We start from the raw sequence: 24,646 nt of genomic DNA on the forward strand, positions 1-24,646 counted from the left end.
ACTCCGATGTCCCCGCACCGATGGCGTGGAGACGAGTTCAAACATGGGTCAATTCTCGATGGAAAAACCGAAGCTGCCTGGGTCAGCTCTCAGTGGAAATCAACAGCATCGCAACCTTACGGTTGATCGCGTGGAGTGTGGGGGGCACGCGGTTCTGAGAGCACCAGTCTTCGAGGTAGCGCAGCGCCCGCTCGTCGTCAGCCCGGGTGCGAGGTTTGACTGTAAGCCCCTTCAGGTACTCAGGATGATGATGTGCAAGCGGGATCGCTTTGCCGTACGCCAAGTCCGCATAAGCCTTTGCCTGACGCACCCGTTCGGGATCATGGACCGCCTCCTCCACGCCACTGGGGAGGTGCTCAACGGAGACTGGAGAGCCGAGGATTTGATCGAGCCTCACCGAGATGCCGTCCTTGATGTTAGCCCGGTCCTCGTGAGTTTGAGCGCGGGATCGAAGGGCGGCGATGTTGAGGGCTTCACGGGCCAGAGGATCACGACCGCCGCGCTTTAGGGCGCCCGAAAGCCTCGCCTTCAACTCTGCCACTACCTGCCACTTAAGCTGATTAGCGACCGCAAGGCTGTCCGTGTGGAGCGGGTGCTTGAGCTTCGTGCTGAACTCCGCATGGAGGCCACGGGGCACCGATACGACCACGCGATACTTGCCGTCCTTCTTCTCCAGATAACGGGTGTCGGTGGAGGTTGAGCGTGCCATGAGGGACCTTGCGTACCCGATTGCGTACCCGGCACGAGTACCCGCAAAGCCCTGCCCGGTCTAGGTTCTCTTGTGGCGCAGGGGGTCCAGAGGCCCGTAGCGGAGTTCCCGCTCAGCTCCACCACCTGATTTTCACTGGCTCCATCACGGATTTTGAACGGCGCTTGGCGTCGAACGACTTCAGGCCGGCTGCCCCCCGATGGCGGCTCGTACGCGCGCCCGCGACCGAAATCCCGACGACGCCAGCAGACAAAACAGGTTCCCAGGCTCATCCTGTGCGGTGAGACCGACGCGATGGCGGCGGCGGCATCGAGGGCTGCCTCCGGCGTCCCGCGCCGGGCTGAAGGCTCACGCGGACGACCCGTCTGATATCGATCGGCCGGCGGTGAGGCCATGGAAGGCCGGCGGCCAAGCCATGAAAGGGATGCACGGCATGAGCGGCGACGAAATCGAACCGGTTCGCCTGGTCGAGGACGAGACGACCGGCGACCGCTTCCTCGTCTACGGCACCGACAAGGGCCTCAGGCTCGACATCCGCTACGAGGGTGAATCGCCAACGTGATCGAGGAAGGCGAGTTGTCGGAAGAAAGCAATTTGCAAAAAGTGCAAATTGCAGGTTCGACAAAGCCTGTAACCCTCTACAGCCTCGATATGGTGATCTCGGTCGGCCACCGCGTCTCCTCCGCGCAGGCGACCGTGTTCCGGCGCTGGGCGACCGGCGTGCTGGTCCGGTTCGCGACGAAGGGCTTCGTGGTCGATGCACCCCGCCTCAAGCAGCCGGGCAACGCGGATCGGATCGGCGAATTTCTCCGGCGGCCCGACTTCTCCACTGGATCGTGGCTGTGCCTGCGGTCCTGTTCGCCGCCGCCGCCGGAGACCGTGGCATCGGGGCCGTTGGTCGGCTCGCCGGGCTTCGGACCGCGGCCATCCGTCGGATCGGGACGGTCGGGGCGCTGGTGGCTGCTGCCGGGTCCGCCATGGTGCCGGTCGGCGGCTTCGGTCTTGGATGAGGTCGTCATGTCGCTGGCTCCCGTGCTCGGCGGAGGAAGAGTCTCGGACCTTGCCGAAGCCTCTCTGTCCTATCCTCCTTCCAATCACGGTAGGCGACCGGCCGTTCCTCGGCCGGCGCCATCAAGACGCTGAGCGTCTCACCATCGCGCGGGCACCCCCGCCGGACACGGTCAGGACGCGGCGGCGATCTTCGGCCTCGCGACGTCGTTGACGCCGTCGAGATCGGGCGCCTGTCCGTAGCTCATGTTCTTCATCTGCTGGATGACGCGTTGCATCTCGTCCTCGGGCAGGATCGGCGGCTCGCCGAGCGTCAGCGCCTGGACATACATGCGCGACAGCGTCTCCACCTCGATCGCGAGGCCGAGCGCGCCGGAAAGCGTCCGGCCGAGCGAGATCTGCCCGTGCTGGCCGAGGAGACAGGCGAGCCGGTCCTTCAGCGCCTCGATGGCGGCGTCCGACAGGCCTTGCGTGCCGAAGGTCGCATAGCGCGCGCAGCGGATCGTCGTGCCGCCCGCGACCGCCGTCATGTAGTGGAAGCTCGGGATCTCCTTGTGGTGGACCGCGAGCGTCGTCGCATAGAGCGAGTGGCAATGGAGGATGACGTCGACGTCGCGCCGGGACTCGAGGATGTCGCGATGGAAGCGCCATTCCGAGGAGGGCCGGCGCGCCCCCTCGTAGGTGCCGTCGAAGGACATCTGCACGAGGTCTTCCGGCTGCATCTGGTCGTAGGGCAGCGAGGTCGGCGTGATCAGGAAGCCGGCGGGATTGCGGATCGACAGATTGCCGGCGGTGCCCTGGTTGATGCCGCTCTCGTTCATGCGGCGGCAGGTCGCGACCATCTCGCGGCGGGTGGCCAGGTCGTCATAGGCGATCATCTTGCAGACTCCTTCTGTCGCGTGAGGTCGCGCCAGCGCGACCGGTAGGATGAGAGATCGGGAAGTCCCGCGACGTCGGGCCTCTCGGCGTCGAGCGGGGCGGGGCGGGTCCGCATCTCGTGGCCGGCGAGGAGAGCGGCCCCCGTCGCGGTTCCGAACGGATCGTGGTTGACGAGAACGCGCGAGCCGGGAAGAAGGGCGGCGAGAATGCGCCCGAACATCGGGTCCTGCACGAAGCCACCGTCGAGGACGATCGTCCGCGCCGGCGGCAGGTCTTCCAGGCACTCGGCCGCGAGCAGCGCGGTGTAGAGGACGGCCAGCGTGAAGCGGGCGCCGGGCTCGTCGCCGAGCGGTCCCGCGATGCGTCCCGTGCGGGCGGTGCCGGGAAACAGCCCGTCGTCGGAGCCGAACGAGGGAATCGCGAAGGTTCCGCCCGACACGATCCGGTGCAGCATGGCGGGATCGGCGGGACCGGCCTCTCCCGCCGCGACCGCCTGGAATTCGCGTCCGCCCATGGTCAGCATGCCCGGCATCGGCCGTCCGAACACGTCGGCATTGCAGGAGCGGCCGGGTCGCTCGACGTCGAAGTCGATTCCCGTCCGGTCGGTCAGGGAGACGATCCAGGTGCCGGTGGACACGACGGTGAGATCGGACAGGCCCGCCGCCTGATACCGGTAGAAGTTCGCCGAGGAATCGTGGATGCCGCAGAGGATGCGGGTTTCCCGCGACAATCCGGTGCGGGCGGCGAGGTCGGGCTTGAGGCGCCCGAGCGTCTCGTAGGCGCGCCGCATCGGCGGCATCAGCCGCTCCCAGCCGCGCGAAGCCACGAGGCGCGTCGGGCGTGCGTCGGCCGGCGACCAGAGATGCGACTGCGCCGCGAGGCTCGTCACCTCCCCGGCCGCGACCCCGGACAGGCGGAAGGCCCAGTATTGCGGCGTCGCGAGGAAGGCCTTCGCCTTGGCGAAGTCGTCCGGCCGGTGCCGTTCCATCCAGAGCATCTGGCGCGCCAGATGCGCCGCCCCCAGCATGACGGCGCTGCCGCGCTCGCGATAGGAACCGACGGCCCGGACATAGTCCGCCTGAACCTCGGACGGCACGTCCTGCTCGTAGTCGACCATCGGCAGCGCCGGACCGGTCTCGCCGACGAGGACGCCGCCCGATCCATGGGCGGCGGAAACGATCGCGGCGATGTCGTGTCGCCGGCCGAGATCGCGAAGTCCCTCGAGCAGCCAGTCCTCCAGCCCGGCGAGGTCGTGATGCCGGTAGGGCGGCCCCGCGATGGTGCGGTTCGGAGCCGAGACATGCTCCAAAGCGAGGCCGTCGGGGCTCGCCGCGAAGAGCTTCACATTGGTCTTCCCGATGTCGAGGACCGCGACCGCGCGCCCATCCGGCGCGCTCCTGTCCGGCGCGCTCACGTCCGCTCTCCCCGCGCGCGGCCGGCACGACGCTTGAAGAGGCTCGCGCGCAGACCGGACAGGTGCGGCCGCATCGTCTGCGCCATCACAACGAGGATCAGCGTCGCGCCCCAGATCGCCACGGTGAGGTAGTTCGACAGGCCGAACTGGTTGAAGCCCGACGAGATGACCTGGAGAATGGCAAGCGCCAGCATCAGCCCTCCGACCGTGCCGAACCCGCCGAACGGATCCACGCCGCCCAGCACCGCCGCCAGGATCGTGACGAGGAGGTAGGACTGCGCATAGTCCGCGCTCGCCGAGTTGAAGGTGACGATCATCACGAGCGCTGCGACGAAGCAGGTGAGGCTGGACAGCGCGTAGACGCCGACGAGGACGCGCTTCACGTCGACGGCGGAATAGCGCGTCGCCTCGATGTTGGAGCCGATCATCGCGCAGGAAATACCGAAGGCCGTGCGCTTCAGGACGATGCCGACGACCATCGCGGCGACGACGAGCACGAAGAACACGGCGGGGATGCCGAGAAGCGTCGCGTTGCCGACGCGGCTGAAGGCTTCGGGCACGCCGGACAGGGCCATGCCGCGCGTGAGGTAGATCGAGATTCCGTCGATCAGCGACTTCGTGCCGAGCGTGACGAGGATCGGATGGACGCCGGTATAGGCGACGAGCGCGCCGGTCGCGAGTCCGATGACGAGGCAGAGCGCGAGCCCCGACAGCATCGCCAGGGCGATGACGGCGGCGACGGTCGCCGGTCCGGCATCCCCCGGCATCGCGGTCTGCATGACGAAGACCATCAGGAGCGCCGCCTGGTTGGTGGTCGCGATGATCGCGAGGTTGAGCCCGCCGGTGATCAGCGGCACCAGCATGGCGAGCGACAGGAGCCCGAGCAGCGGCAGCTGGTAGGCGAAGGACTGGAGCGTTCCAAGGCTCGCAAAGCCCGGAACGAAAAGCGAGAAGAGGAGAAGCAGCGCCGCCAGGAGGGCGAGGAGGCCGCCATGCCCGCCGGGCAGGCCGGGCCGCAGCCGCGCCAGGAGGCCCGACAGGCCGTCGCGGTCCTCGATGCGCGGCGGCGCGGCGGCGCGCGGCGGCGCGGCGGGCGAGCTGGAGCGATCAGGCATGGACGGACGCCTCCCCGAGAATGCGGTGACGGCGTCCGCGCCGCGAGGAGATGACGGTCACGGCGGTGGAGACGAGGATCGTGAGGCCGATCACGATCTGGAAGAAATAGGAGGAGACGCCGAGAAGGTTCAGCCCGTTCTGCAGGATGGCGAGGAGCACGATGCCGAGGAGCACGCCCGGCACGGTGCCGATGCCGCCCGTGAGGCTGGCTCCGCCGAGCACGGCCGCCGACAGGACGGCGAGTTCGGTGTTGACCATCGCGTTCGGCACGCTCTCGCCGACGCGGTGCGCCTGGACGAGGCCCCCGACCGCCGCGAGGAAGCCGAGATAGCCGTAGGCGACGAAGTGGAGCCGGCCGATCTTCATGCCGATGCGCCGCGCGGCTTCGGGATTGCCGCCCATGGCGTAGAGCTGCCGGCCGATCGAGGATCGCGTCATCATCAGATAGGTGAAGAGCGTCGCCGCCAGCATCGCGACGATCGGCAGCGTCAGCCGCACGAGATCGCCCGACGCCGTCTCGTGCTCGTAGAACGTCACGCGCTCGATCCACCAGTCCGGCAGGTCGTAGATCGATCGCCCGCCGGACAGATACATGAGCGTCGAGAAGCTGACGCTCATCATGGCGATGGTCGCGATGATCGAGGTGATGCGGACATGGTGGATCAGCGCGGCGTTGACGCAGCCGAGCGCCGTACCGACGAGGAGCCCCGCCGCGATCACGAGCGGCGCGGGCAGCCCCGCCTGCGAGGCCAGCAGGGCCGCCGCATACTGCGCGACGGAGGCGGTCGCCGCGAACGAGATGTCGATGCCGCCCGACACCAGCACCACGAAGAGCCCCATCGCCATGATCGCCTGCACCGAATAGGTCTCGAGGAGATCGACGATGTTCGGCAGCGTCAGGAAGCCCGGAGCGGCCGCGCCGAAGATCGCGCCGACGAGGAGGATGACGAGGAGGAGCCAAGCCTCCGGCCGTCGCTTGAGGCGCGACAGGAGGGCGCTCGGCTTCGTTCGGCCGTCACGCATAGATCCGCTCCTCCATCTCGTGTTCGGACAGGCGGCCGGGCACGGCCTCCCCGACGATCCGCCCCTCGCGCATGTGGAGGACTCGGTCGCAGGTGGCGAAGATCTCCAGGACCTCGTCGGAGATGAGGATCACGCCGACGCCGCGCCGGCTGAGATCGGCGACGACCTCGTAGATCCCCTTCTTGTTCTTGATGTCGACGCCGACCGTCGGCGAATCCAGGATGAGGACGCTCGGGGCGGTCGCCAGCCATTTGGCCAGCACCACGCGCTGCTGGTTGCCGCCCGACAGCGTGCCGACGGGCCGGTCGAGGCCGGGCACCTTGATCGCCAGCCGCTCCACCCAGTCCGCGCCGAGCGCGCGCCGGCGCCGCCTCGGGATCAGGCCGAAGCGGCCGGCCATCCCCTTCATCATGGCGAGCACGATATTGTCCTCGATCGACTGCGGCAGGATCACGCCGAGCGACAGCCGATCCTCCGAGACATAGGCGATGCCGGCCTCCACCGCGTCGCGGTTGGAGCGAAGGTTCAGCGCGCGGCCGTCGAGACGGATCGTGCCGCCCTCCGAGCGGTTCATGCCGAACAGCGTCAGCGCGAGTTCCGTGCGGCCCGAGCCGAGGAGGCCGACGATCCCGAGCACCTCGCCGCGGCGGAGGGTGAAGGAGATGTCGGCGAATTCGCCGTCGCGCGACAGGCCCTCCACGACCAGCAGCGGCTCGGCCGCGCTCATGTCGCGCGCCACCACGGGCTGCTCGATCTCGAGCCCGGTCATGAGATGGGCGATCCGGCGCTGGTCGACCTCGGCCACGGGATAGGTGCCGACCTTTCGCCCGTCGCGGATCACCGTGACGCGCTCGGCGATCTCCACCACCTCGTCCAGCCGGTGCGACACGAAGACGACGGCGATCCCGTCGGCTTTCAGCCGCGCGACGATCGCGAGGAGCCGGTCGACCTCGGCCCGCGTCAGGGAGGCGGTCGGCTCGTCCATGAAGATGAGGCGCGCTTCTCCCGCGAGCCCGCGCGCGATCGCGACGATCTGGCGCTCGGCGACGGAAAGGTCCGAGACGGTGGCGTCGAGGTCGAGCGACAGGTCGAGCCGGGCGAGCACCGCCTTCGCCGTCTCGCGCATCCGGCCCTTGCGGACGGGGGCGAGCGCGTGGTCGAGATGGCTCTCGATCGCGATGTTCTCGGCGACCGACAGGTTGGGAAAGAGCGACAGGTCCTGGAAGATCACCTGGATCCCCAGGGCCTTGGCCTTCACGGGATCGAGCGGCAGCACCGGCTCTCCGTCGATCTCGATCGTGCCGGAGCTCGGCGGATGGACGCCCGCCACGGTCTTGATCAGCGTCGACTTCCCGCAGCCGTTCTCGCCGACGAGGCAATGGACCTCGCCCGGCATGACCTCCCAGTCGATGTCATCGAGCGCCTTCACCCCGCCGAACTGTTTCGACAGGCCCGTCAGGCGCAGGAACGGCACGCCGTTCGCCATGGTTTCGGCTCCGGTGATGGGGATGTCGAAGGGACGGCGCGCCGGCAGAGCGGACCGTCGGGGTCAAGGGCGGGACAACGGGAGAAGGCAGGGGATGGCGTTCGCCAAGCGCACCCCCTCCGTCCTGCCGGACCCCTCCCCCTCGAAGGAGAGGTGCCGGCAGGCAGAAGAAGCGAGACCCTGTCCCGGTGCTTCACCGGAAAGTCTCCCGACGCCGCCCCGTTCGTCGCGTGCCTACAGACCCATCTCGGCCAGCCGCCCGACATTCTCCTTGTCGAGCGATTCCAGCTTCTGCGCCTGGATCAGCTTCTTGTCGGGATAGACCCGCACCGGGCCGACGCCCTCCAGCTCCATGTTGTCCGTCGGCTCCTTGCCGGCCGCGAGAAGGGCGGCCAGCTGCGTGAAGACGACGCCGGCCGTCATCGGATTCCAGATGTAGCCGCCGCGGATGACGCCGGACTTGACGTAGCGCTGACCCTGGCCCGGCGAGAAGCCGCCGACGAGAGCGATCGTCTTGGCCTTGCCGCGATCGTCGAGAACGCGCGCGGCGCCGATCGGCCCCTGGCTGCCGAAGGTGAGGATGCCCTTGAGGTTCGGGTTGGCGCGGAGCTGGTCCTGCGTCGTCTTGATCGACTCGTCGAGGCTTTCGGCGACGCCGAACCGGTCGCCGAGCATCGTCATCTTCGGATACTTTTCCTTCTGGTAGGCGATGGCGGCATCGGCCCAGGCATTGTGCAGGGGCACGGTCAAGGTGCCGACATAGACGATGTACTCGCCCTCCTCGCCCATCTCCTTGGCCAGAAGATCCATGTGGGCCTGCCCGTAGGCCTCCGTCGTCGTCAGCTCGAAGTCCCAGTCCATCTCCTTCTGGTCCGGGCCCTCGTGCGCGATGACCTTGATGCCGGCGGCGCGGGCGCGGCCGAGCACGGGCTCGAGCGCGGCGGAATCGTTCGGCACGATCCCGATCACGGCGACCTTGCGCGCGATGAGATCCTCGATCGCGCGCACCTGCTGGGCGGCGTCGGCCTGCGTCGGACCGACCATCCAGGCATCGACCTTGTTCGTCTCGGCGCCCGCCTTGATGCCCTCCTCCATGGCGTTGAACCACGGAATGCCGCCGATCTTGACGACGATGCCGACCTGCGGCTCCGCCGCGGCGGCCATGCCGAGCGTTCCGCCGAGCGAGGCGGCGACGATCGTGCCGCCGAGCGCCGTCAGCGCGGTGCGTCTGGTGATGTTCATGCTGTCCTCCCGAGACCCGTGTTGTTGTCGTTGCGTCTTCGAAGATCAGGCCGCCGCGCTCCTCCGCGCGGGACCCTCCCGCGACGTGGAGCCGCGGAACTCGACGGCGCAGGCCAGGCGCTGCGTCACCGCTTCGCCTCCCCCGCCGGACATGCGCCGGGACAGGAGCGCCCAGGCCTCGTCCGCCATGGCCTCGACCGGCTGGCGCACCGCCGTCAGGGCCGGCGACACGAGCCGCATCCACTCCATCTCGTCGAAGCTCGCATAGGCGATGTCGTCGGGGATGCGCAGGCCGAGCGAGCCGACGAGGCGGTAGAGCGCGAGCGAGGTCATGTGATCGAGCGCGAAGAGCGCGTCCGGCCGTGCCGCGCCTCCCAGGTGCTGCGCCAGGACGGCGGTGGCGGCTTCCGGCTCGAAGCCGACCTCCAGCATCTCGAAGGCGATCGATCCCGACGCCGATGAGACACCCTCCCAGCGCTCCCGCACGTTGCTGATGGCAAGGCTCGAGCCGACGACGAGGCAGGTCCGGCAACCCACGATCCCGAGATGCCGGCCGATCGCGGCCGAGGCCGGCCCGTTGTCGACGGCGACGAGATCGAACCCCGCCGCATCGGGGATGCGGTCGGCGACGACGATCGGCACGGACTGGCCGGCCGGCAGGCGCGCGGCGAAGGCGCCGTCGCAAGGGATCACGATGAGGCCCGCCGGCCGCCAGGAGCGCAGGTTGGAGAGCCGGTCCGCCTCCTCCGCCGGATCGTTGCGCGCCGACACCACGACGAGATCGTAGCCGTCGAGGCGCGCGGCATGTTCGAGCGTCGAGACGAAGCTCGCGAACATCGGATTGGTGAGGTCGGGAACGACGACGCCGACGAGCGCGGCCTTGCCCGACCGCAGCCGCGAGGCCGCGATGTCGACGACGTAACCGAGCTCGCGGACCGCCTTCAGGACGCGCTCGGCGAAGTCCGGCGACACGCTCGCCTTGCCGTTCAAAACGTTCGAGACGGTCGCCACGGACACGCCGGCCCGTTCGGCCACCATACGGATCGAGGGCGTCTGCGGCTTCGACAACGTCTGCCCTCCTCTCTCGCAACCATCGCAACGACGTCCGCGCCGGATCGTCACCCCAAGTCGTCGGCGCTTCACGTTTTTTGGTGAAACGTTTTATTGGACGCTAGACAGCGAGACTGACTTTGTCAATCATGCAACGGAACCGGATGTGCTGTGGATTTTTCGATGCAATGCAGCATGTCTCGCAAATGCGAAGAAAAAGATGGGAGAAGCAGGAATGAACAAGCTCGGAGTGCATGCGCTGGTCTGGGAAGCCGGCTGGAGTCACGAGGAATGCGCGCGTGCGATCGCGAAAACGGCCGAGGTCGGCTATGATTTCATCGAGGCGCCGGCCCTCGATCCGAGCCTGATCGATCCCGACTTCACGCGGCGCCAGCTCGAAGCCGCCGGCATCGGCATCAACTTCTCGCTCGGGCTCGACTTCGACAGCGACATCTCCTCGGGCGATCCGGAGAAGCGGCGGCGGGGGCAGGCCAAGCTCGAGGATGCGATCCGCGTCTGCCGCGACTGCGGCGGCCAGTATATCGGCGGCATCCTCTATTCCGCCTTCGGCAAGTATTACGAGCCGCCGACCGCGGACGGCATCGCCCAGTCCGCCGAGACGCTGCGCACCGTCGCCGAGATCGCGGCCCGGAGCGACATCACGCTCGTCCTCGAAGTGGTGAACCGCTACGAGACCAACATCTGCAACACGGCCGCGCAGGGCGTGGAGATGATGAAGCGCGTCGGCGCGCCGAACGTGAAGGTGCATCTCGACGTCTATCACATGAACATCGAGGAATCGGACATCGCCTCCGCGATCATCGATACGGGCGAGCACATCGGCTATTTCCACACCGGCGATTCCCATCGCGGCTACATGGGATCGGGATCGATCGACCTCGCCTCCGTGTTCCGGGCACTGGTGCGCGCGAACTATCAGGGGCCGATCACCTTCGAGAGCTTCTCCTCGCGCGTCGTCGGCCAGCCGCTCGAAGGCATTCTCGGCATCTGGCGCAATCTCTGGGACGACGGCCACGATCTCGCCAGCCACGCCCTCATGTACACCAAGGCCCAGCTGAAGGCCGCACAGGAAGCCGAGCGCCAGGCCCGGGAGCGCAGCCGCCTCCCCGGTTGATCCAGACGCTCCCCGAGCCGCCTGCCGTCCGCTTCCCCCGGGGCGTTCGGCAGGCGGCGGTTTCCTCCGACCGCCTGCCGGCGCTGTCCTCGCCCCTGTCGCAGGGTGGCGCAATGGCTTAGGGAAAGGGCGCGCAATCGAAAGGAGCGGTCATGGGCGAGCGGATCGAGATCGGAACGTCGGAACTCTCGGCGGTGGTGACGACGGCGGGTGCCGAGCTCGTCGGCCTCCAGGATGCCGCCGGCATCGAGCTCCTCTGGCAGGGCGGCTCCGAATGGCCCCGTCAGGCGCCGGTGCTCTTCCCCGTGGTCGGACGCCTCGCCGAGGACACGCTGCGCCACGAGGGCAAGACCCACCGCATGACGCAGCACGGCTTCGCGCGCGACGCGGTCTTCGCGGTGATCGAGGCCGGCCCGTCCCGCGCCGTGCTCCGGCTCGGCGACACCGAGGCGAGCCGCGCCGTCTTCCCCTTCGCCTTCACGCTCGACATGATCTACGAGGTCGCGGGATCGACGCTGTCGGTGACCGCGCGCATCGCCAATCCCGGCGCCGCGACGCTTCCCTGCGGCATCGGCGCCCATCCCGGCTTCCGCTGGCCGCTGGTCGACGGCGTGGCCAAGGACGACCACGTCCTCGAATTCGGCTCGCAGGAGACCGGCGAGGCCTTGTCCGTCGTCGGCGGGCTGCTGGGTCCCGGCAAGCCACTCCCGTTGGAGGGCCGCGTCCTGCCGCTGTCGGAGGCGCTCTTCGCCCGCGACGCGCTCGTGATGCCCGGCGTCGCCAGCCGCGCCTTGCGCTATGTCGCGAAAGGCCCCGGCGGCGAGACCCTGCGGGCGCTCGACGTCGCCTGGGAAGGCTACAAGGATCTCGGCATCTGGTCGAAGCCGGGCGGCGCGCCCTTCCTCTGCATCGAGCCCTGGTATTCGATGGCAAGCCCCGTCGGATGGGACGGCGACTTCTCGGACAAGCCCGGCATCCTTCATCTCGACCCCGGCGAGAGCCGGGACTTCGTCTGGCGCGTGACGGCGCGATAGCGCCGAGCCCCGTCCGTCGGAGCCGCACGCTTTCTTCCGCCGGCAGCTGGATTTGGCAGGTTACCTTGCTAAATCCAGCCGGATCGCCCATCGAAAGTCTTCCCCGTGACATCAGCCGATCAGTCGAAGGGCCCGTCCACGGACGCGGCCGCGCCGGGCCGTTTCGCGGTCTTCTCCAACGGCCAGTTCCTGCGCTACTGGCTGTCCCGGTTCTTCGCCTCCTTCGCCGTCCAGATCGTCTCAGTCTCCGTCGGCTGGCAGATCTACGACCTGACGCGCGATCCGCTCGATCTCGGCCTCGTGGGCCTTTGCCAGTTCCTGCCCTCGCTCCTTCTCTTCCTCGCCACAGGCACCGCAGCCGACCGCTATTCCCGCCGCCGGATCATGGGCTTTTCCATTCTCGCGGAGGCTGCGGGCGCCGCCGCGCTCCTCTGGCTGACGATCGGCGGGCTGACCTCGGCGACGCCCGTCTTCGTGGTTCTCGTCGGTTTCGGCGTCGCGCGGGCCTTCTTCGGGCCGGCCAGCGCCTCGCTGGTGGTCAACCTCGTGTCGCGCGAGGAACTGCCGCAGGCCATCGCCTGGAATTCCTCGTCGTGGCAGATCGCCTCGATCGTCGGTCCCGTCGTCGGCGGCCTCCTCTACGGGCTGAACCCCGATTTCGCCTACAGCGTCGCTCTGGTGCTCTTTGCAGCCGGCGCGATCCTCATCTTCTCGCTGGCCGCGCCGGCGCAGCGCAGTTCCAGCCAGCCCGCCAGCCTCGAGACCATCCTGTCCGGCTTCCGCTTCATCTGGTCGGAAAAGGTCGTGCTCGGCGCGATCTCGCTCGACCTCTTCGCCGTTCTCCTCGGCGGAGCGGTGGCGCTGCTGCCGGTCTATGCGCGCGACGTGCTGGAGGTCGGCCCCTGGGGCCTCGGTCTCCTGCGCGCCGCGCCGGGCATCGGCGCCATCGCCATGGTGGTCTATCTCGCCGCCCATCCCGTGCGCGACCATGCCGGCCTCGTCATGTTCGCCTTCGTCGCGCTCTTCGGCGCCTTCACCGTCGTCTTCGGCCTGTCCACCATGCCCTGGCTCTCGATCGTCGCGCTGGCGCTGATGGGCGCGTCCGACATGATCAGCGTCTACGTGCGCGAGACTTTGATGCAGCTCTGGACGCCCGATGCGGTGCGCGGCCGGGTCAACGCGGTGAACATGGTCTTCGTCGGCGCGTCGAACGAGCTCGGCGAGTTCCGGGCCGGCGTCGTCGCCTTCTGGATCGGCGCGGTTCCGGCCGTGGCGCTCGGCGGCGCGGCGACGGTCGCGGTCGCCGGAATCTGGTCGCTGCTCTTCCCCGAGCTGCGCCGCATCCGAACGCTCGACCACCAAGACGCCCAGCCCAAGTCTTAAAGCGCACGCGGCGGCCGAGCCGTGCGGCCGCCGCGTCAGTCCGCGGCGGGACGGCCGAAGATCCGCGCCAGGAAGAGGTCGAGCCAATGACGCACAGGCGCGTCGTAGACGGCGCGTCCGTCGAAATGCTCGCGCCGCATCTGCGCGCCGGGAAGGCTCAACCGCTCGTGACCGCGCGTCGTCCAGCGATGCACCATGGCCAGCGTCAGCTCCGCATGGAACTGGATTCCGTAGGCGCTCTCGCCGTAGCGGAAGGCCTGGTTCGGAAACCGGTCGCCGGTTGCGAGACGCTCCGCCCCGGCGGGGAGGTCGAAGCCCTCGCGATGCCATTGATAGATCATCGCCGGCCAGTCCGGCACGAGCGAGCGTCCCGCTTCCGTGGCGGCCAGCGGGTAATAGCCGACCTCGACCAGTCCGTCCGGGTGCGGACCGACGCGCCCGCCGAGCTGCTTCACCATCATCTGGGCGCCGAGGCAGATCCCGAGCAGCGGCGCGCGCTCGGCGAGCGGCACCTGGATCCAGTCGATCTCCCGCGCGAGATAGGCGTCGTCGTCGTTGACGCTCGGCGGACCGCCGAACATCACCGCGCCGCGATGGTTCTCCATCGTCTCCGGCAGCGCATCGCCGATCACCGGCCGGCGGATGTCGAGACGGATGCCATGGGCGTGGAGCAACTGCCCGACGCGGCCGGGCGTCGAGGTCTCCTGATGAAGCACGATCAGCATCGGCCGGCTGTCGTCGGTGCCGGCCAGCGTGTAGCGGGCTGGCCGGGGCGCGTCCGCGGGCATCGGCGCGGCGGCGGCGGGACCGATGGCGCGCGAGAGGCTCATTGCGCCCGCTCGCTCCGGCGCGCCGCCTGATGCTTGCCGAGCATGCGGTCGCGGGTGGAGACGCCGAGGAGATCGGCGACGCGCCAGATCGTGTTGTCCTCCAGTTCGTGCACCGTGCCGTCGGCATAGGTGACGTCCCAGAGGATCTCGACGAAGCGGATGCGGGCGGCTTCGTCGAGGCGGCTCTTCAGGACGGAGGTGAAGCGGTAGAGATCGACCGCCTCGTGATCGGCATCCCGGCCGGCCGCCGCGATCCGTTCGGCCTCCGCATCGCCGAGCCCGAACTCCTCGGCGAGCGCGGTCTTCAGCCGGTCGAGCTCGGCCGCCGTGATCGCACCGTCGGCCTCCCCGACATGGAAGAGAAGCGCGGCCGCCGCCACCCGCGGATCGTCCGCGGTGGCCGGAGCCGTCGCGCCGAACGCATCCTCCACGCCGATCGACCGCAGGAAATCCTTGAAGCCTTCGAACATCGCCTTGCCCTGCCTGCGGCTCGACCGAGGGTCTTGCCTTTGAAGTCCCCGGCACCGCCGAGTTGTGGTTGATCGACCGGGACCGATTGCGGCCGATCGCGGCCGATCGCCCCCGGGGCGTCGATCGCCGTTGTTCCTCGACGATCGGTCGCTCCGGCTGTGTCGATGCCTGTTCCATGGTGCAGTGCATTTCGGCGCCGCACCACCCTTGATGTCGCGAAAACGGCCGCGGGCGGATGATCCGCACCGCAGCCGTGGTCTCCGCATCACAGGGAAGCCTTACTGAGCGTCTCGCCCGGGCGAGCGGACGTTCAGAACAGACGCAGACCCCCGTCCGTCCGGGTGCCCGGCGAAGACGCGCCCGACGATCCGTTGACGGTTCCGTTCGGCACCGGCTCGGCCGACCCCTCCGTCCGGATGGGCGTGGAGGACGAAAGCACGCCGCCGCCAGAGCCGGGGCCGGGCACAGGGCCGGGTGTGTGCACGGGGCCAAGGCCGGTCCGGTCGACCGGCGCCGGTTCGATGCCGAGCGACCCGGCATGGGCGACCGACGGATCGGCCTCGATCGCCGGACCCCCGGCGGGACCCCCGAGCCGCTGGGTCGGCACCTTCCAGCGGAAGGCGTCGAGCCGGCCCGTGACGGGCGAGATCGGCGACCAGTCTTCGGCCACGGTGCCGTCGGCCGTCCAGGCTGGATCGCGCGGCGCCCGGATCGCGCGGCCGAGCCATTCGCGCACGCGTCCCTCCGAACCGCCCTCGGCCTCCTCGATGTCGGCCATCAGGAGATAGAGCCCCTCGCGCGGCTCGGCCTTCAGCGCCGCTTCGACCTCGGCCCGCGCCAGCGCCGTGTCCTTGGCGTCGAGTGCGGCATGGGCGAGCGCGATGTGCGATTCCACATGGGTCGGGCGAAGCTCCTGCAGGCGGCGGGCCCGCTTCAGACGGTCGGCGACGGAATCGCCCGGCCGTGCATGGATATACGCCGTCGCGACGTCGGGATGGGGCTCCGTCGTCCAGGCGGCTTCCAAGACCTTCGAGCCGCGCTTCAGGTCGCCCAGCCGGAACAGGGCGCGAGAGGCGGCCGTGGCCGCCGGCGTCAGGTCCGGCGCCAGCTTGTGCGCCTCCAGCGCCGCGGTCCGCGCGCCCTCCGGATCGCGTTCGGCGATGTCGATGGCATGGGCGGTGAGGAGGACGGCGCGCAGGCGCTTGGATTCCGTCGCATCGATGAGGCGGTTGCTGCGCTGCGCCTCCAGGATGTCGAGGGCCCCGCGATAGTCGCCGGCCATGGCCTTGGCCTCGAGCACCGCGCCGCCGGCCCAGGGAACGTGCGGCGCGATGCGCGCGGCCTGCTCGGCATAGGCGCGGGCCGCGGTGTCGTCGCCGAGGCGCTCGGCTTCGAGATAGAGGCCGCGCAGGGCGAGAAGGCGCGTCTGGGGATCGCGCTCCATGGATTCGAAGACCGAGCGGGCACGGCCGTGATCGCCTTCGATCATCGCGGTCTGCGCGTCGAGGAAGCGCACGAGCGGCTCGCGGCGCGAGCCGAGCAGCTTGTCGGACTTCTTGGTCATGCGGCGCGCCAGGACCGCATCGCCCGCGCCGGCCGCGAGAATGCCGGTCGAGAGCGCCTGATAGCCCTTGTCCCGTCGGCGTGCGCTGAAGAAGCCGCTGAGCCGGCCGGGCGTCTTGAAAAGCCCGCGCACCAGCCAGAAGACGAGGATCGCCGCGGCGACGAGGGCGATCTGCAGGATCACGAAGACCATGAAGCTCGTGCCCACCTCGTTGCCGAGGAAGCTCATCTGGACCGTGCCGGGATGATCGGCGAGCCAGGAGAACCCGAGCGCGAAGGCGAGGACGACGAGGAAGAAGGCCAGAATTTTCAGCATGGACCGATCCTCAACCCGTCGTTCCGACGGCCTGGACCGCCTCGTCGAGCGTCTGCCCGATCACTGCCTCGGCCTCCGCCCGCGCCTTCACGCGCGCCTGGAAATCGGCGCTCGCGGTCTTCGCCGCCTCGGGAAGCTGGTTCCATTCGTCGAGGAAGGCCTTGAGATCGCCCTCCGCGATGGCGGCCGACAGGCGCGACACCGCCGCGTCCGAACCGTCCGCCGTGGCCGCCGCGGACGCGGACGGGCGCACGGTGACGAGGGCGCTGAGCCCGCTCAACACCTGCCCGCCGACATCGCCCTGCGCCGGAGCGGGCCGAAGCGCGGCATCGATGGCGCTTTCCGCCTCCGGCCAATCCGCCGCGAGCGAGGCCTTGGACGGCACGCCCGAGGCCGCGAATTGCCGCAGCGTCTCCACCGCCGAGGACGACGGGCCGGCCACCTTGGCGAAGCGTTCGAGCTGGCCCATGAAGGGGCTGCCCTCGTCGATCGCCGATTTGAGGCTCGCCGCCGCGATCGAGACCGCAGCCTGCCGGCTCGACGCTTCCATCGCACCGATGCGCGGCTCGAGCGCGGCCACGGCGGCATTGGCGGCTCCGCCGGTGGACTGCGCCCCCGAAGCGGCCTGCTGCGCGGCCGTCGCCGCGGCCTGGGCGGTGGTCGCCGTCTGCTGCGCCGTCTCGGCGGCCTGCACGGCGTTGGCCGCCGTCGCCTGGGCGTTGTTGGCGGTCGACACCGCGCCGTCGACGGTGCGGCGGATCGCGTCGACGGCGCCCGTCGCCTCGCCGGCTGCGCGCTTGGCGTCGTCGGCGGCCGTCTTGCCGTCCGCGGCGATCCGCTGCGACTCTTCGGCGATGCGCTTGGCCTCCTCGGCCGTACCGCGCACGCCGTCGAGCGCGGCGGGATCGACGCCGGCAGGCCCGGTCGGCGCCTGCGCCGCGCGCTGCTCGATCGCGGTCACGCGATCGGCGACCGCGTTGAGATCGGCGGTCGTCGCGCCCGCGCCTGCGCCGCCCGCGGCCTGTGCCGATTTCAGCTGCTCGACGTCGCCCCGGAGCGTGGCGAAGTCTGCCGTCACCTGCTGCACGTCGCCGATCGATGCGAATTGCTGGGTCAGCTCCGCCGGGTCCTGACGACCGAACGAGGGGAGAACGCCGGCATATTGCAGCGCGCCGGCACCGCCGAGCGCGAGGAGCGCGCCGAGAAGGCCCGCGCCCAACGCGGTTCCAAAGCCGCCGCCACGAGGCTCGGGCTGCGTCAGCGCACTGGCGGCATGATAGTCGTAGCTCGGCTTGGCCGCCGCCGCCGCGTCGCGGGCCGCCTGGTCGGGACCGGCAGCGCTGAGAATGGCTTCGTCGTCGAACTCCTCGGCCGCGCGCTCGCGCCGGCTTGGATCGACGAGACCCTCGTCCTCGGCGAAGTCGCGCAGCGTCGTGTCGCCCGCAATCGCGCCGGCCGGCCCGGTCTCTCCCGACAAGACCCCGCCCGTTGACGCCTCGGCCGGGACCGAAGGTCCGTCCACGGTCTCCGGCGTCGCGGACAGCGAAGCCGCCGCACCGAGCGGAGCGCCGTCCGGGGAGACCGTCGTCGCCGTTTCGGCGAGCCGGTCCTCCGGTCCGGTCGCGGCGGCCGGATCACCCGTCTCGGGCGAGACCGGGCCGGCATAGCCGACCGTGCCGGAGCGCTCCGGCTTCAGGTCGATCGTCTGGCCCGGCCGCTTCGGACGCGAACGTCGCGGAGGTTGGCTCATGGTGTCTTGGCTCCGTTTCCTGACGCGACCGCTGCTCGCGGCCATCGTGGGACATCCGGTCGTCACCGGCGATCCCACCATCCCATGTAAGTGGAAGAAAGCGATCGAAAAGCGATGAAAGCTTCGGCTGTGGTGAAATGCAGGCGAAAGGCCGGAGATCAACGGGAAGAGCCCGCAAAATCCGCTCCGACAGACAAAGAAGCCGCGGCACCGACCGTCCCTCTGCCGCGATCCGCCGCCAGAGCTGCGCAAAACCCTCCGCCTGTCCGACCGAGAGAACCAGAACGTCCGGGGATTCCCGGTTGGGAAAGGCCGCCGCGAGTCCGGCCGGGCCGGGATCGAGCGGCTCGACGTCGTAGACCTCCCAGACGAGGAGAGCCACGCCCGCCGCGCCCGCCCCCGCCTCGAAATCGGGCGTGCGCACGCGGCCCGCCGCGTAGAGGAGCGGCCGGCCGCTCTCCCGCGCCAGAACTTCGGCCCGCGCCACCAGTCCCTCCGCCGTTCCCGGCCCCGCCTCCACGGCGCCAAATCCGGCGGCGGTCAGCGCCTCCGCCGTGCGCGCGCCGACGGCGAGGACCGGTCGCGGATCGCCGGGAAAGGCCGCGGCGAGCGCGCGGACGGCCTGGAGGCTCGTCACCACGAAGCCGCCGACATCGTGAAAGGGCGGCGGAGCGTCGAGCGGCACGGTGCGAGCGAGCGGCAGGAGAACGGCATCGTGGCCGCGCGCGCGAATCTCGGCCGCCGTCTCCTCGGCTTCCGGCATCTGCCGCAGGACGACGACGCGCGCCATCTCGCTCTAGCGCGCCCAGCCCTCGAAGAAGGCGGGACCCGCCTCTTCGAGAAGGCTGCGGGCGAGTGCCCGGCCGAGCGCCTCGCCGTCCGCCGCCAAGCCCTCCCGCCGGCCGGAATGCGCATGCGCCCCGTCCGGCGACAGGATCATGCCGGAAAGCTGCACCCGCTCGCCCGTGATCGTCGCATGGGCCGCGATCGGTGTTCGGCAGGATCCGTCGAGTTCCGCGAGGAAGGCGCGTTCGGCCAGAAGCGCGCGATGGGTCGGGGCGTGATCGATCGCCGCGACCAGAGCCTCGGTCTCGGCATCGCCGACGCGCGTCTCGATGCAGATCGCGCCCTGTCCGGGCGCGGGGGGAAACGCCGTCTCGTCGAGAATTTCGGTTGCCCGATCCTCGAGCCCGAGGCGTTTCAGACCGGCGAGCGCCAGCAGAGTCGCGTCGACGTCGCCGTTCGCGAGCTTGGCCAGCCGCGTCTGCACGTTGCCGCGCAGGATCACCAGCCGAAGGTCCGGCCGCAGGCGCTGGAGGAGAGCCTGCCGGCGCAGCGAGGCCGAGCCGACGACCGCGCCCTCGGGCAGCTCGGCGATGGTCGAGGCCGTGCGGCCGATGAAGGCGTCCCGCACGTCCTCGCGCTCGAGAAAGGCCGAGAGGTGCAGGCCTTCGGGCAGCGCGCTCGCCATGTCCTTGGAGGAGTGCACGGCGAGATCGATCCGGCACTCGTGGAGCGCCTCCTCGATCTCCTTGGTGAAGAGGCCCTTGCCGCCGACCTCGGACAGCGGCCGGTCGAGGATCCGGTCTCCGGAGGTCGACATCACCGCGATCTCGAAGGCGTCCTCGTCGAGGTCGTGGGCCGCCATCAGGCGGGCGCGCACCTCGCTCGCCTGCGCCAGCGCCAGCGCGCTGCCGCGCGTTCCGATGCGGATGGGTCGTTTGGAAACGTTCGAAACGGTCATGATCCGCAGATCAGCCGCTTCGCGCCGAAGGTCAAGCACCCCGATGGCCTTCGCGCGAAAGATCGGGGTTGCCGCCCGGCCCTCGCGCACCCGTCCGGGCGTCCAGCCACGCGGGGGACGCGGCGGTGTCCGCCCGCCCCCCCGCGCGGGGCCTTCAGGTCTCGTTCGCGACGCGCACGACGAGCTTGCCGAAGTTCCTGCCTTCGAGAAGACCGATGAAGGCGTCGGGCGCCCGGTCCAGCCCGTCCACGATGTCCTCGCGATATTTGAGGTGTCCCTCCGCGATCCAGCCGGCGGCCTCCGCCAGGAAGGCCGGGCGCTGGTCGGCGAATTCGGTCTGGATGAAGCCGCGAAGGGTCAGGCTCCGGCTGAGCACCTCCCGCATCAGACCGGGCAGCCGGTCCGGACCGGTTGCCGCGCCGGGACGCGCGTTGTACTGCGCGATCAGGCCGCAGACGGGCACGCGCGCATGGGTGTTGAGAAGCGGGAAGACCGCCTCCCACACGGCGCCGCCGACATTTTCGAAATAGACGTCGATCCCGTCCGGGCAGGCTTTGGCGAGGGCTTGCCCGAAGTCCGGCGCGCGATGGTCGACGACCGCGTCGAAGCCGAGCTCGTCGCGCACGAAGGCGCATTTTTCGGGCCCGCCCGCGATGCCGACGGCGCGCGCGCCCTTGATCTTCGCGATCTGCCCGACGACGGACCCGACCGCGCCGCTCGCCGCGGCCACGACCACCGTCTCGCCCGCCTTCGGCCGGCCGATCGAGAGGAGCCCGGCATAGGCGGTGAAGCCGGGCATGCCGAGAACGCCGAGCGCGGTGGAGACCGGCGCGAGCGCCGGGTCGAGCTTGCGAAGGCCACGTCCGTCCGACAGCGCATGGGTCTGCCAGCCGGAATGGGACAGGACGATTTCGCCTTCGGCGAAGTCCGGATGGCGCGATCGTTCCACGCGCGCCACCGTGCCGCCCTCCATGACGTCGCCGACCTCGAGCGGCGCGGCATAGGATTTGGCCGCGCTCATGCGGCCGCGCATGTAAGGGTCGAGCGAGAGATAGAGGATCTTCAGCAGCACCTCGCCGTCGCCGGGTTCGGGAACCGGGGCGGTCTCGGTGCGGAAGTTGTCGGGCGTCGGTGCCCCTTCGGGCCGGGACGCCAGGTGGATGCGGGTGGTCTCGGTGGACATGAGGTCTCCTTTTCGCTCGCCGTCGTCCTGTCGGCCGGTCGGAGCCGCCTGCGGGAAGGGCGAGCGCGTGAGGCTGGGCCCCGCGACGGCGGAGCGGGCGGCCGGCCGCATGGGACCGGCGTCGATGGGCGAAAGCTAGGCCGCCGGCCTGCGCCGGGTACCCCCCGCGGCGCGGGGGAGCCTTGCGCGAGGGCGAAGCGGAGGCGATGGCGCAGCGTTCCCTTCCGAGCGGAACCCGGGTGGCGCCCGCCCGCCTGCACCGCTATCTGAAGACCACATTGCGGCGAGCGGAACCCTCCTCCATGTCTTCCTCCCCCTTCCCCTCGATCCGTGCCGCCTCGCTCGTGCTCGGCATCGAGACGAGCTGCGACGAAACCGCGGCGAGCGTCGTCGGGCGCGGGGCAGACGGCGCGCCGGTCATCCTCTCCAACGTCGTCCTCAGCCAGGTCGAGGAACACGCGGCCTTCGGCGGCGTCGTGCCGGAGATCGCCGCGCGCGCCCATGTCGAGGCGCTGGACGGCATCGTCGGCGCCGCGCTCGCCGATGCCGGAATCGGTTTCCACGCTCTGAGCGGCGTCGCGGCGACGGTCGGTCCCGGCCTCGTCGGCGGGCTCATCGTCGGCGCCATGACCGGCAAGGCGATCGCGGCCGCCTGCGACCTGCCCTTCATCGCCGTCAACCATCTGGAGGGTCATGCGCTGACGCCGCGTCTGACCGATGCCGTGGCCTATCCCTATCTCATGCTCCTCGTGTCCGGCGGGCACACGCAGATCCTCCTCGTGCGCGGCCTCGGCGCCTACGAGCGCTGGGGCACGACGATCGACGACGCGCTGGGCGAAGCCTTCGACAAGACCGCCAAGCTGCTCGGCCTCGGCCAGCCCGGCGGCCCCGTCGTCGAGCGACGGGCCGAAAGCGGCGATCCCGGGCGCTTCGCCCTGCCGCGCCCGATGAGGGGCGAGACGCGCCTCGACTTCTCCTTCTCGGGCCTGAAGACCGCCGTCCGCCTCGCGGCGGAGGCCGCGGCGCCGCTGTCGGAGGGCGATCTCGACGATCTCTGCGCGAGCTTCCAGGCCGCCGCCGCCCAATCGCTCGCCGATCGCGTGACACGCGCGCTCCGCCGCTTCCGGTCGGAGTTTCCCGATCTCGTCGATCCCGTCCTCGCGGTCGCGGGCGGCGTCGCCGCCAACCGCTCGATCCGCGCCGAGCTGGAAACCGCCTGCGCCAAGGCCGGCACGCGCCTCGTCGCGCCGCCCCTCAAGCTCTGCACGGACAATGCCGCGATGATCGCCCATGCCGGCCTGGAGCGGCTCGAAGCCGGGCGTCTCGACGCGCTCAGCGCCCCCGTCCGCCCGCGCTGGCCGCTCGACGAGCGGGCCGAGCCGCTGGTCGGCTTCGGCCGCCGTGGGGCCAAGGCATGAGCGCGTCACCCGTTGGAACATCCGAGCGCATCGCCGTCATCGGCGGCGGCGCCTGGGGCACGGCGCTCGCGAGCCTGGAGGCGCATGCCGGGCGCAAGACCTGCCTCTACGCCCGCGATGCCGGCACGGTCGAGGCGATCCGGCGGGGCGCGGGCAATCCGCGGTATCTCCCCGGCGTGCCGCTCGCCCCGAGCCTTCGCGCCACGACGCAGCTCCGCGAGGCGCTCGACGGCGCGACGCTGGTGCTCCTCGTCGTTCCCGCCCAGAGCCTGGCGGGAATCGGCCCGGAGCTCGCCGCCCATTGTCCGGCCGAAGCGCCGGTCGTGCTCTGCGCCAAGGGCATCGAGCGCGGCACGGGGCGCTTCGCGACGGGCGTCGTCGCCGATAGGATGCCCGGCGCCCGGCTCGCCGTCCTGTCCGGCCCGAGCTTTGCCGAGGACGTCGCGCGCGGCCTTCCCACCGCGGTCACCCTTGCGGCGATGAGCGAGGCGGAGGCCGACGCCATCGCACGCCGCCTCTCGACCGAGACCTTCCGCCCCTATGCCTCCACCGACATGGTGGGCGTCGAGGCGGGGGGCGCTCTGAAGAACGTCCTCGCGCTCGCCGCCGGCTGCGTCGCGGGGCGCGGGCTCGGCGCTTCGGCGAGCGCGGCGATCGTCACGCGCGGCTTCGTGGAGCTGCGCCGTCTCGGCGGGGCGCTGGGCGCCCGGCCCGAAACGCTGATGGGCCTGTCCGGCCTCGGCGACCTCGTCCTGACCTGCTCGGGAGCGCAATCGCGCAACTTCGCCTATGGCGTCGCGCTCGGGCGGGGCGACGACCTCGCGGGCCTGAAGCTGGCCGAGGGCGTCCATTCCGCCGGCATCGCGGCCCGGCTCGCCGAGGAACGCTCGATCGACGCGCCGATCATCCAGGCCGTGGCCGCCATTCTCGCCGGCCGGATCGGCGTCGACGACGCGGTGCGCTCGCTTCTGGCGCGGCCTTTGAAGCGCGAGGCCGACGACGCCGATTTCGGTTGAAACGCGGGCCTCGCGCGGCTAACCCCACGCCCGATCCCCTGCCACGAAAGGCGCAAACCGATGCTCTTCGCCATTCTCTGCGACGACAAGGCCGGCGGCCTCGACCTTCGCATGTCCACTCGCCCCGAGCACGTCGCCTTTCTGACGGGCCTCGGCGCCACGCTGAAATTCGCCGGACCCTTCCTCGACGGCTCGCAGAATCCCTGCGGCTCCATGCTCGTCGTCGAGGCCGATAGCGCGGACGCCGCCCGCGCTATCGCCGCCGAGGACCCCTATGCCAAGGCCGGTCTCTTCGAGGCGACCGAAGTGCGGGCCTGGCGCTGGACGATCAACAATCCCGAAGCGCCCTGAACCCGTGGCCTTCTGGCTCTTCAAGTCCGAACCCGTCACCTGGTCCTGGGATCAGCAGGTCGAAGCCGGACGGGACGGCACGGCCTGGACGGGCGTGCGCAACTATCAGGCCCGCAACTTCATGCGCGCGATGGAGCCGGGCGAGCGAGGCTTCTTCTACCATTCCAACGAGGGCAAGGCCGTCGTCGGCATCGTGGAGGTGGCGAGCCCCGCCCATCCCGACGACACCGCGGAGAAGCCCGGCATCTGGGACTGCGTCGACCTGCGCGCGGTCATGCCCCTGGCCCGGCCCGTTCCGCTCGATGTGATCAAGGGGGATCCGCGTCTCTCCGACATGGTGCTGGCCACCAATTCGCGTCTGTCCGTCCAGCCCGTGCGGGAGGCCGAGTTCCGCACCATCTGCGAAATGGGTGGTCTCGATCCCGACGACGCCCTCTCCTGAAGGCTCTCTCCCCCACGGATCGTCGCCGGCTGACGCCAGGACCGAACGACGCGATGCCGCAGGCGGGGAACGCGTCGCCTGCA

At 70.1% G+C, this 24,646-nt stretch carries 23 protein-coding genes and 1 pseudogene; 9 read left to right on the top strand and 15 right to left on the bottom strand.

Annotated elements, in window-relative coordinates; all coding sequences use genetic code 11:
* Positions 1-82: 82 nt before the first annotated feature.
* On the bottom strand, positions 83-709 hold the full coding sequence (locus tag ASG43_RS06870; RefSeq protein WP_056502230.1) for a hypothetical protein: 627 nt from the start codon (positions 707-709) through the stop codon (positions 83-85).
* A 433-nt stretch (positions 710-1,142) separates the two neighbouring features.
* Here ASG43_RS06870 and ASG43_RS23705 point away from each other — a divergent pair, with 433 nt between their 5' ends.
* On the top strand, positions 1,143-1,271 hold the full coding sequence (locus tag ASG43_RS23705) for a hypothetical protein (RefSeq protein WP_280137198.1): 129 nt from the start codon (positions 1,143-1,145) through the stop codon (positions 1,269-1,271).
* Between the two features lie 89 nt (positions 1,272-1,360).
* Positions 1,361-1,444: pseudogene (locus ASG43_RS23485) on the top strand (hypothetical protein); the annotation flags it as partial.
* A 446-nt stretch (positions 1,445-1,890) separates the two neighbouring features.
* Here ASG43_RS23485 and ASG43_RS06880 read toward each other — a convergent pair.
* The 7 genes from ASG43_RS06880 to ASG43_RS06910 form a co-directional block, all read right to left on the bottom strand.
* On the bottom strand, positions 1,891-2,595 hold the full coding sequence (locus tag ASG43_RS06880) for a class II aldolase/adducin family protein (RefSeq protein WP_056502231.1): 705 nt from the start codon (positions 2,593-2,595) through the stop codon (positions 1,891-1,893).
* Entirely contained in the window at positions 2,592-4,010 is a 1,419-nt protein-coding gene (locus ASG43_RS06885; RefSeq protein ID WP_056502232.1) for an FGGY family carbohydrate kinase, read from the bottom strand. The genes ASG43_RS06880 and ASG43_RS06885 overlap by 4 nt, the downstream gene beginning before the upstream one ends.
* A complete protein-coding gene (locus tag ASG43_RS06890) occupies positions 4,007-5,125 on the bottom strand; it encodes an ABC transporter permease (RefSeq protein ID WP_082490709.1) in 1,119 nt (372 codons plus the stop codon). Before ASG43_RS06890 ends, ASG43_RS06885 begins: the two co-directional genes overlap by 4 nt.
* Complete coding sequence (locus tag ASG43_RS06895) at positions 5,118-6,149, bottom strand: ABC transporter permease (protein WP_056502237.1); 1,032 nt, start codon at positions 6,147-6,149, stop codon at positions 5,118-5,120. The genes ASG43_RS06890 and ASG43_RS06895 overlap by 8 nt, the downstream gene beginning before the upstream one ends.
* The gene (locus ASG43_RS06900; protein WP_056502241.1) at positions 6,142-7,635 is read right to left on the bottom strand and encodes a sugar ABC transporter ATP-binding protein; all 1,494 of its coding nucleotides are present in this window, start codon (positions 7,633-7,635) and stop codon (positions 6,142-6,144) included. Before ASG43_RS06900 ends, ASG43_RS06895 begins: the two co-directional genes overlap by 8 nt.
* A gap of 234 nt (positions 7,636-7,869) precedes the next feature.
* On the bottom strand, positions 7,870-8,877 hold the full coding sequence (locus tag ASG43_RS06905) for a substrate-binding domain-containing protein (protein ID WP_056502243.1): 1,008 nt from the start codon (positions 8,875-8,877) through the stop codon (positions 7,870-7,872).
* A gap of 45 nt (positions 8,878-8,922) precedes the next feature.
* On the bottom strand, positions 8,923-9,945 hold the full coding sequence (locus ASG43_RS06910) for a LacI family DNA-binding transcriptional regulator (protein WP_056502246.1): 1,023 nt from the start codon (positions 9,943-9,945) through the stop codon (positions 8,923-8,925).
* Positions 9,946-10,162: 217 nt separating this feature from the next.
* On the opposite strand from ASG43_RS06910, the gene ASG43_RS06915 reads away from it, so the two are divergent.
* The 3 genes from ASG43_RS06915 to ASG43_RS06925 all read left to right on the top strand — a co-directional run bounded on the left by ASG43_RS06915 (position 10,163) and on the right by ASG43_RS06925 (position 13,479).
* On the top strand, positions 10,163-11,062 hold the full coding sequence (locus ASG43_RS06915; protein WP_056502250.1) for a sugar phosphate isomerase/epimerase family protein: 900 nt from the start codon (positions 10,163-10,165) through the stop codon (positions 11,060-11,062).
* Between the two features lie 152 nt (positions 11,063-11,214).
* Entirely contained in the window at positions 11,215-12,096 is an 882-nt protein-coding gene (locus ASG43_RS06920) for an aldose 1-epimerase family protein (RefSeq protein WP_056502254.1), read from the top strand.
* 105 nt (positions 12,097-12,201) lie between these two features.
* The gene (locus ASG43_RS06925; protein WP_056502257.1) at positions 12,202-13,479 is read left to right on the top strand and encodes an MFS transporter; all 1,278 of its coding nucleotides are present in this window, start codon (positions 12,202-12,204) and stop codon (positions 13,477-13,479) included.
* A 35-nt stretch (positions 13,480-13,514) separates the two neighbouring features.
* On the opposite strand, the gene ASG43_RS06930 is transcribed toward ASG43_RS06925, so the two are convergent.
* From ASG43_RS06930 to ASG43_RS06955, 7 genes are all read right to left on the bottom strand, one after another.
* Complete coding sequence (locus ASG43_RS06930) at positions 13,515-14,267, bottom strand: glutamine amidotransferase (protein WP_056502410.1); 753 nt, start codon at positions 14,265-14,267, stop codon at positions 13,515-13,517.
* 38 nt (positions 14,268-14,305) lie between these two features.
* Positions 14,306-14,779: a TerB family tellurite resistance protein gene (locus ASG43_RS06935; RefSeq protein WP_056502260.1), complete on the bottom strand. Its 474-nt coding sequence runs from the start codon at positions 14,777-14,779 to the stop codon at positions 14,306-14,308.
* Positions 14,780-15,090: 311 nt separating this feature from the next.
* Positions 15,091-16,659, bottom strand: a complete 1,569-nt coding sequence (locus ASG43_RS06940; protein WP_056502266.1) for a heme biosynthesis protein HemY — start codon at positions 16,657-16,659, stop codon at positions 15,091-15,093.
* A gap of 10 nt (positions 16,660-16,669) precedes the next feature.
* Positions 16,670-18,409 carry a hypothetical protein gene (locus tag ASG43_RS22610; RefSeq protein ID WP_056502270.1) on the bottom strand — a complete coding sequence of 580 codons (1,740 nt, stop codon included), beginning with the start codon at positions 18,407-18,409 and terminating at the stop codon, positions 16,670-16,672.
* Positions 18,294-19,199 carry a uroporphyrinogen-III synthase gene (locus tag ASG43_RS22070; RefSeq protein ID WP_082490710.1) on the bottom strand — a complete coding sequence of 302 codons (906 nt, stop codon included), beginning with the start codon at positions 19,197-19,199 and terminating at the stop codon, positions 18,294-18,296. The genes ASG43_RS22610 and ASG43_RS22070 overlap by 116 nt, the downstream gene beginning before the upstream one ends.
* Before the next feature lie 6 nt (positions 19,200-19,205).
* Entirely contained in the window at positions 19,206-20,153 is a 948-nt protein-coding gene (gene hemC / locus ASG43_RS06950) for a hydroxymethylbilane synthase (RefSeq protein ID WP_056502413.1), read from the bottom strand.
* A gap of 154 nt (positions 20,154-20,307) precedes the next feature.
* Positions 20,308-21,336 carry an NADP-dependent oxidoreductase gene (locus tag ASG43_RS06955; protein ID WP_056502416.1) on the bottom strand — a complete coding sequence of 343 codons (1,029 nt, stop codon included), beginning with the start codon at positions 21,334-21,336 and terminating at the stop codon, positions 20,308-20,310.
* Positions 21,337-21,638: 302 nt separating this feature from the next.
* Here ASG43_RS06955 and tsaD point away from each other — a divergent pair, with 302 nt between their 5' ends.
* The 4 genes from tsaD to ASG43_RS06975 are packed head-to-tail and all read left to right on the top strand — an operon-like array spanning position 21,639 to position 24,563.
* Positions 21,639-22,754, top strand: coding sequence for a tRNA (adenosine(37)-N6)-threonylcarbamoyltransferase complex transferase subunit TsaD (tsaD, locus tag ASG43_RS06960; protein ID WP_056502418.1), 1,116 nt, complete (start codon positions 21,639-21,641; stop codon positions 22,752-22,754).
* On the top strand, positions 22,751-23,770 hold the full coding sequence (locus ASG43_RS06965; RefSeq protein ID WP_056502275.1) for an NAD(P)H-dependent glycerol-3-phosphate dehydrogenase: 1,020 nt from the start codon (positions 22,751-22,753) through the stop codon (positions 23,768-23,770). The genes tsaD and ASG43_RS06965 overlap by 4 nt, the downstream gene beginning before the upstream one ends.
* Positions 23,771-23,830: 60 nt before the next feature.
* Positions 23,831-24,121, top strand: coding sequence for a YciI-like protein (locus tag ASG43_RS06970; RefSeq protein ID WP_056502278.1), 291 nt, complete (start codon positions 23,831-23,833; stop codon positions 24,119-24,121).
* Between the two features lie 4 nt (positions 24,122-24,125).
* Entirely contained in the window at positions 24,126-24,563 is a 438-nt protein-coding gene (locus ASG43_RS06975; RefSeq protein WP_056502281.1) for an EVE domain-containing protein, read from the top strand.
* Positions 24,564-24,646: the final 83 nt, after the last annotated feature.

It is taken from the genome of Aureimonas sp. Leaf454 (assembly GCF_001424685.1).
Lineage (GTDB): Bacteria > Pseudomonadota > Alphaproteobacteria > Rhizobiales > Rhizobiaceae > Plantimonas.

What these genes read in the sequence shown, in the direction of transcription:
- ASG43_RS06870 (WP_056502230.1), bottom strand. Translation starts at nt 709, where the DNA reads ATGGCACGCTCAACCTCCACCGACACCCGTTATCTGGAGAAGAAGGAC.
- ASG43_RS23705 (WP_280137198.1), top strand. Translation starts at nt 1,143, where the DNA reads ATGAGCGGCGACGAAATCGAACCGGTTCGCCTGGTCGAGGACGAGACG.
- ASG43_RS06880 (WP_056502231.1), bottom strand. Translation starts at nt 2,595, where the DNA reads ATGATCGCCTATGACGACCTGGCCACCCGCCGCGAGATGGTCGCGACC.
- ASG43_RS06890 (WP_082490709.1), bottom strand. Translation starts at nt 5,125, where the DNA reads ATGCCTGATCGCTCCAGCTCGCCCGCCGCGCCGCCGCGCGCCGCCGCG.
- ASG43_RS06895 (WP_056502237.1), bottom strand. Translation starts at nt 6,149, where the DNA reads ATGCGTGACGGCCGAACGAAGCCGAGCGCCCTCCTGTCGCGCCTCAAG.
- ASG43_RS06900 (WP_056502241.1), bottom strand. Translation starts at nt 7,635, where the DNA reads ATGGCGAACGGCGTGCCGTTCCTGCGCCTGACGGGCCTGTCGAAACAG.
- ASG43_RS06905 (WP_056502243.1), bottom strand. Translation starts at nt 8,877, where the DNA reads ATGAACATCACCAGACGCACCGCGCTGACGGCGCTCGGCGGCACGATC.
- ASG43_RS06915 (WP_056502250.1), top strand. Translation starts at nt 10,163, where the DNA reads ATGAACAAGCTCGGAGTGCATGCGCTGGTCTGGGAAGCCGGCTGGAGT.
- ASG43_RS06920 (WP_056502254.1), top strand. Translation starts at nt 11,215, where the DNA reads ATGGGCGAGCGGATCGAGATCGGAACGTCGGAACTCTCGGCGGTGGTG.
- ASG43_RS06930 (WP_056502410.1), bottom strand. Translation starts at nt 14,267, where the DNA reads ATGCCCGCGGACGCGCCCCGGCCAGCCCGCTACACGCTGGCCGGCACC.
- ASG43_RS06935 (WP_056502260.1), bottom strand. Translation starts at nt 14,779, where the DNA reads ATGTTCGAAGGCTTCAAGGATTTCCTGCGGTCGATCGGCGTGGAGGAT.
- ASG43_RS06940 (WP_056502266.1), bottom strand. Translation starts at nt 16,659, where the DNA reads ATGCTGAAAATTCTGGCCTTCTTCCTCGTCGTCCTCGCCTTCGCGCTC.
- ASG43_RS22610 (WP_056502270.1), bottom strand. Translation starts at nt 18,409, where the DNA reads ATGAGCCAACCTCCGCGACGTTCGCGTCCGAAGCGGCCGGGCCAGACG.
- ASG43_RS22070 (WP_082490710.1), bottom strand. Translation starts at nt 19,199, where the DNA reads ATGGCGCGCGTCGTCGTCCTGCGGCAGATGCCGGAAGCCGAGGAGACG.
- hemC (WP_056502413.1), bottom strand. Translation starts at nt 20,153, where the DNA reads ATGACCGTTTCGAACGTTTCCAAACGACCCATCCGCATCGGAACGCGC.
- ASG43_RS06955 (WP_056502416.1), bottom strand. Translation starts at nt 21,336, where the DNA reads ATGTCCACCGAGACCACCCGCATCCACCTGGCGTCCCGGCCCGAAGGG.
- tsaD (WP_056502418.1), top strand. Translation starts at nt 21,639, where the DNA reads ATGTCTTCCTCCCCCTTCCCCTCGATCCGTGCCGCCTCGCTCGTGCTC.
- ASG43_RS06965 (WP_056502275.1), top strand. Translation starts at nt 22,751, where the DNA reads ATGAGCGCGTCACCCGTTGGAACATCCGAGCGCATCGCCGTCATCGGC.
- ASG43_RS06970 (WP_056502278.1), top strand. Translation starts at nt 23,831, where the DNA reads ATGCTCTTCGCCATTCTCTGCGACGACAAGGCCGGCGGCCTCGACCTT.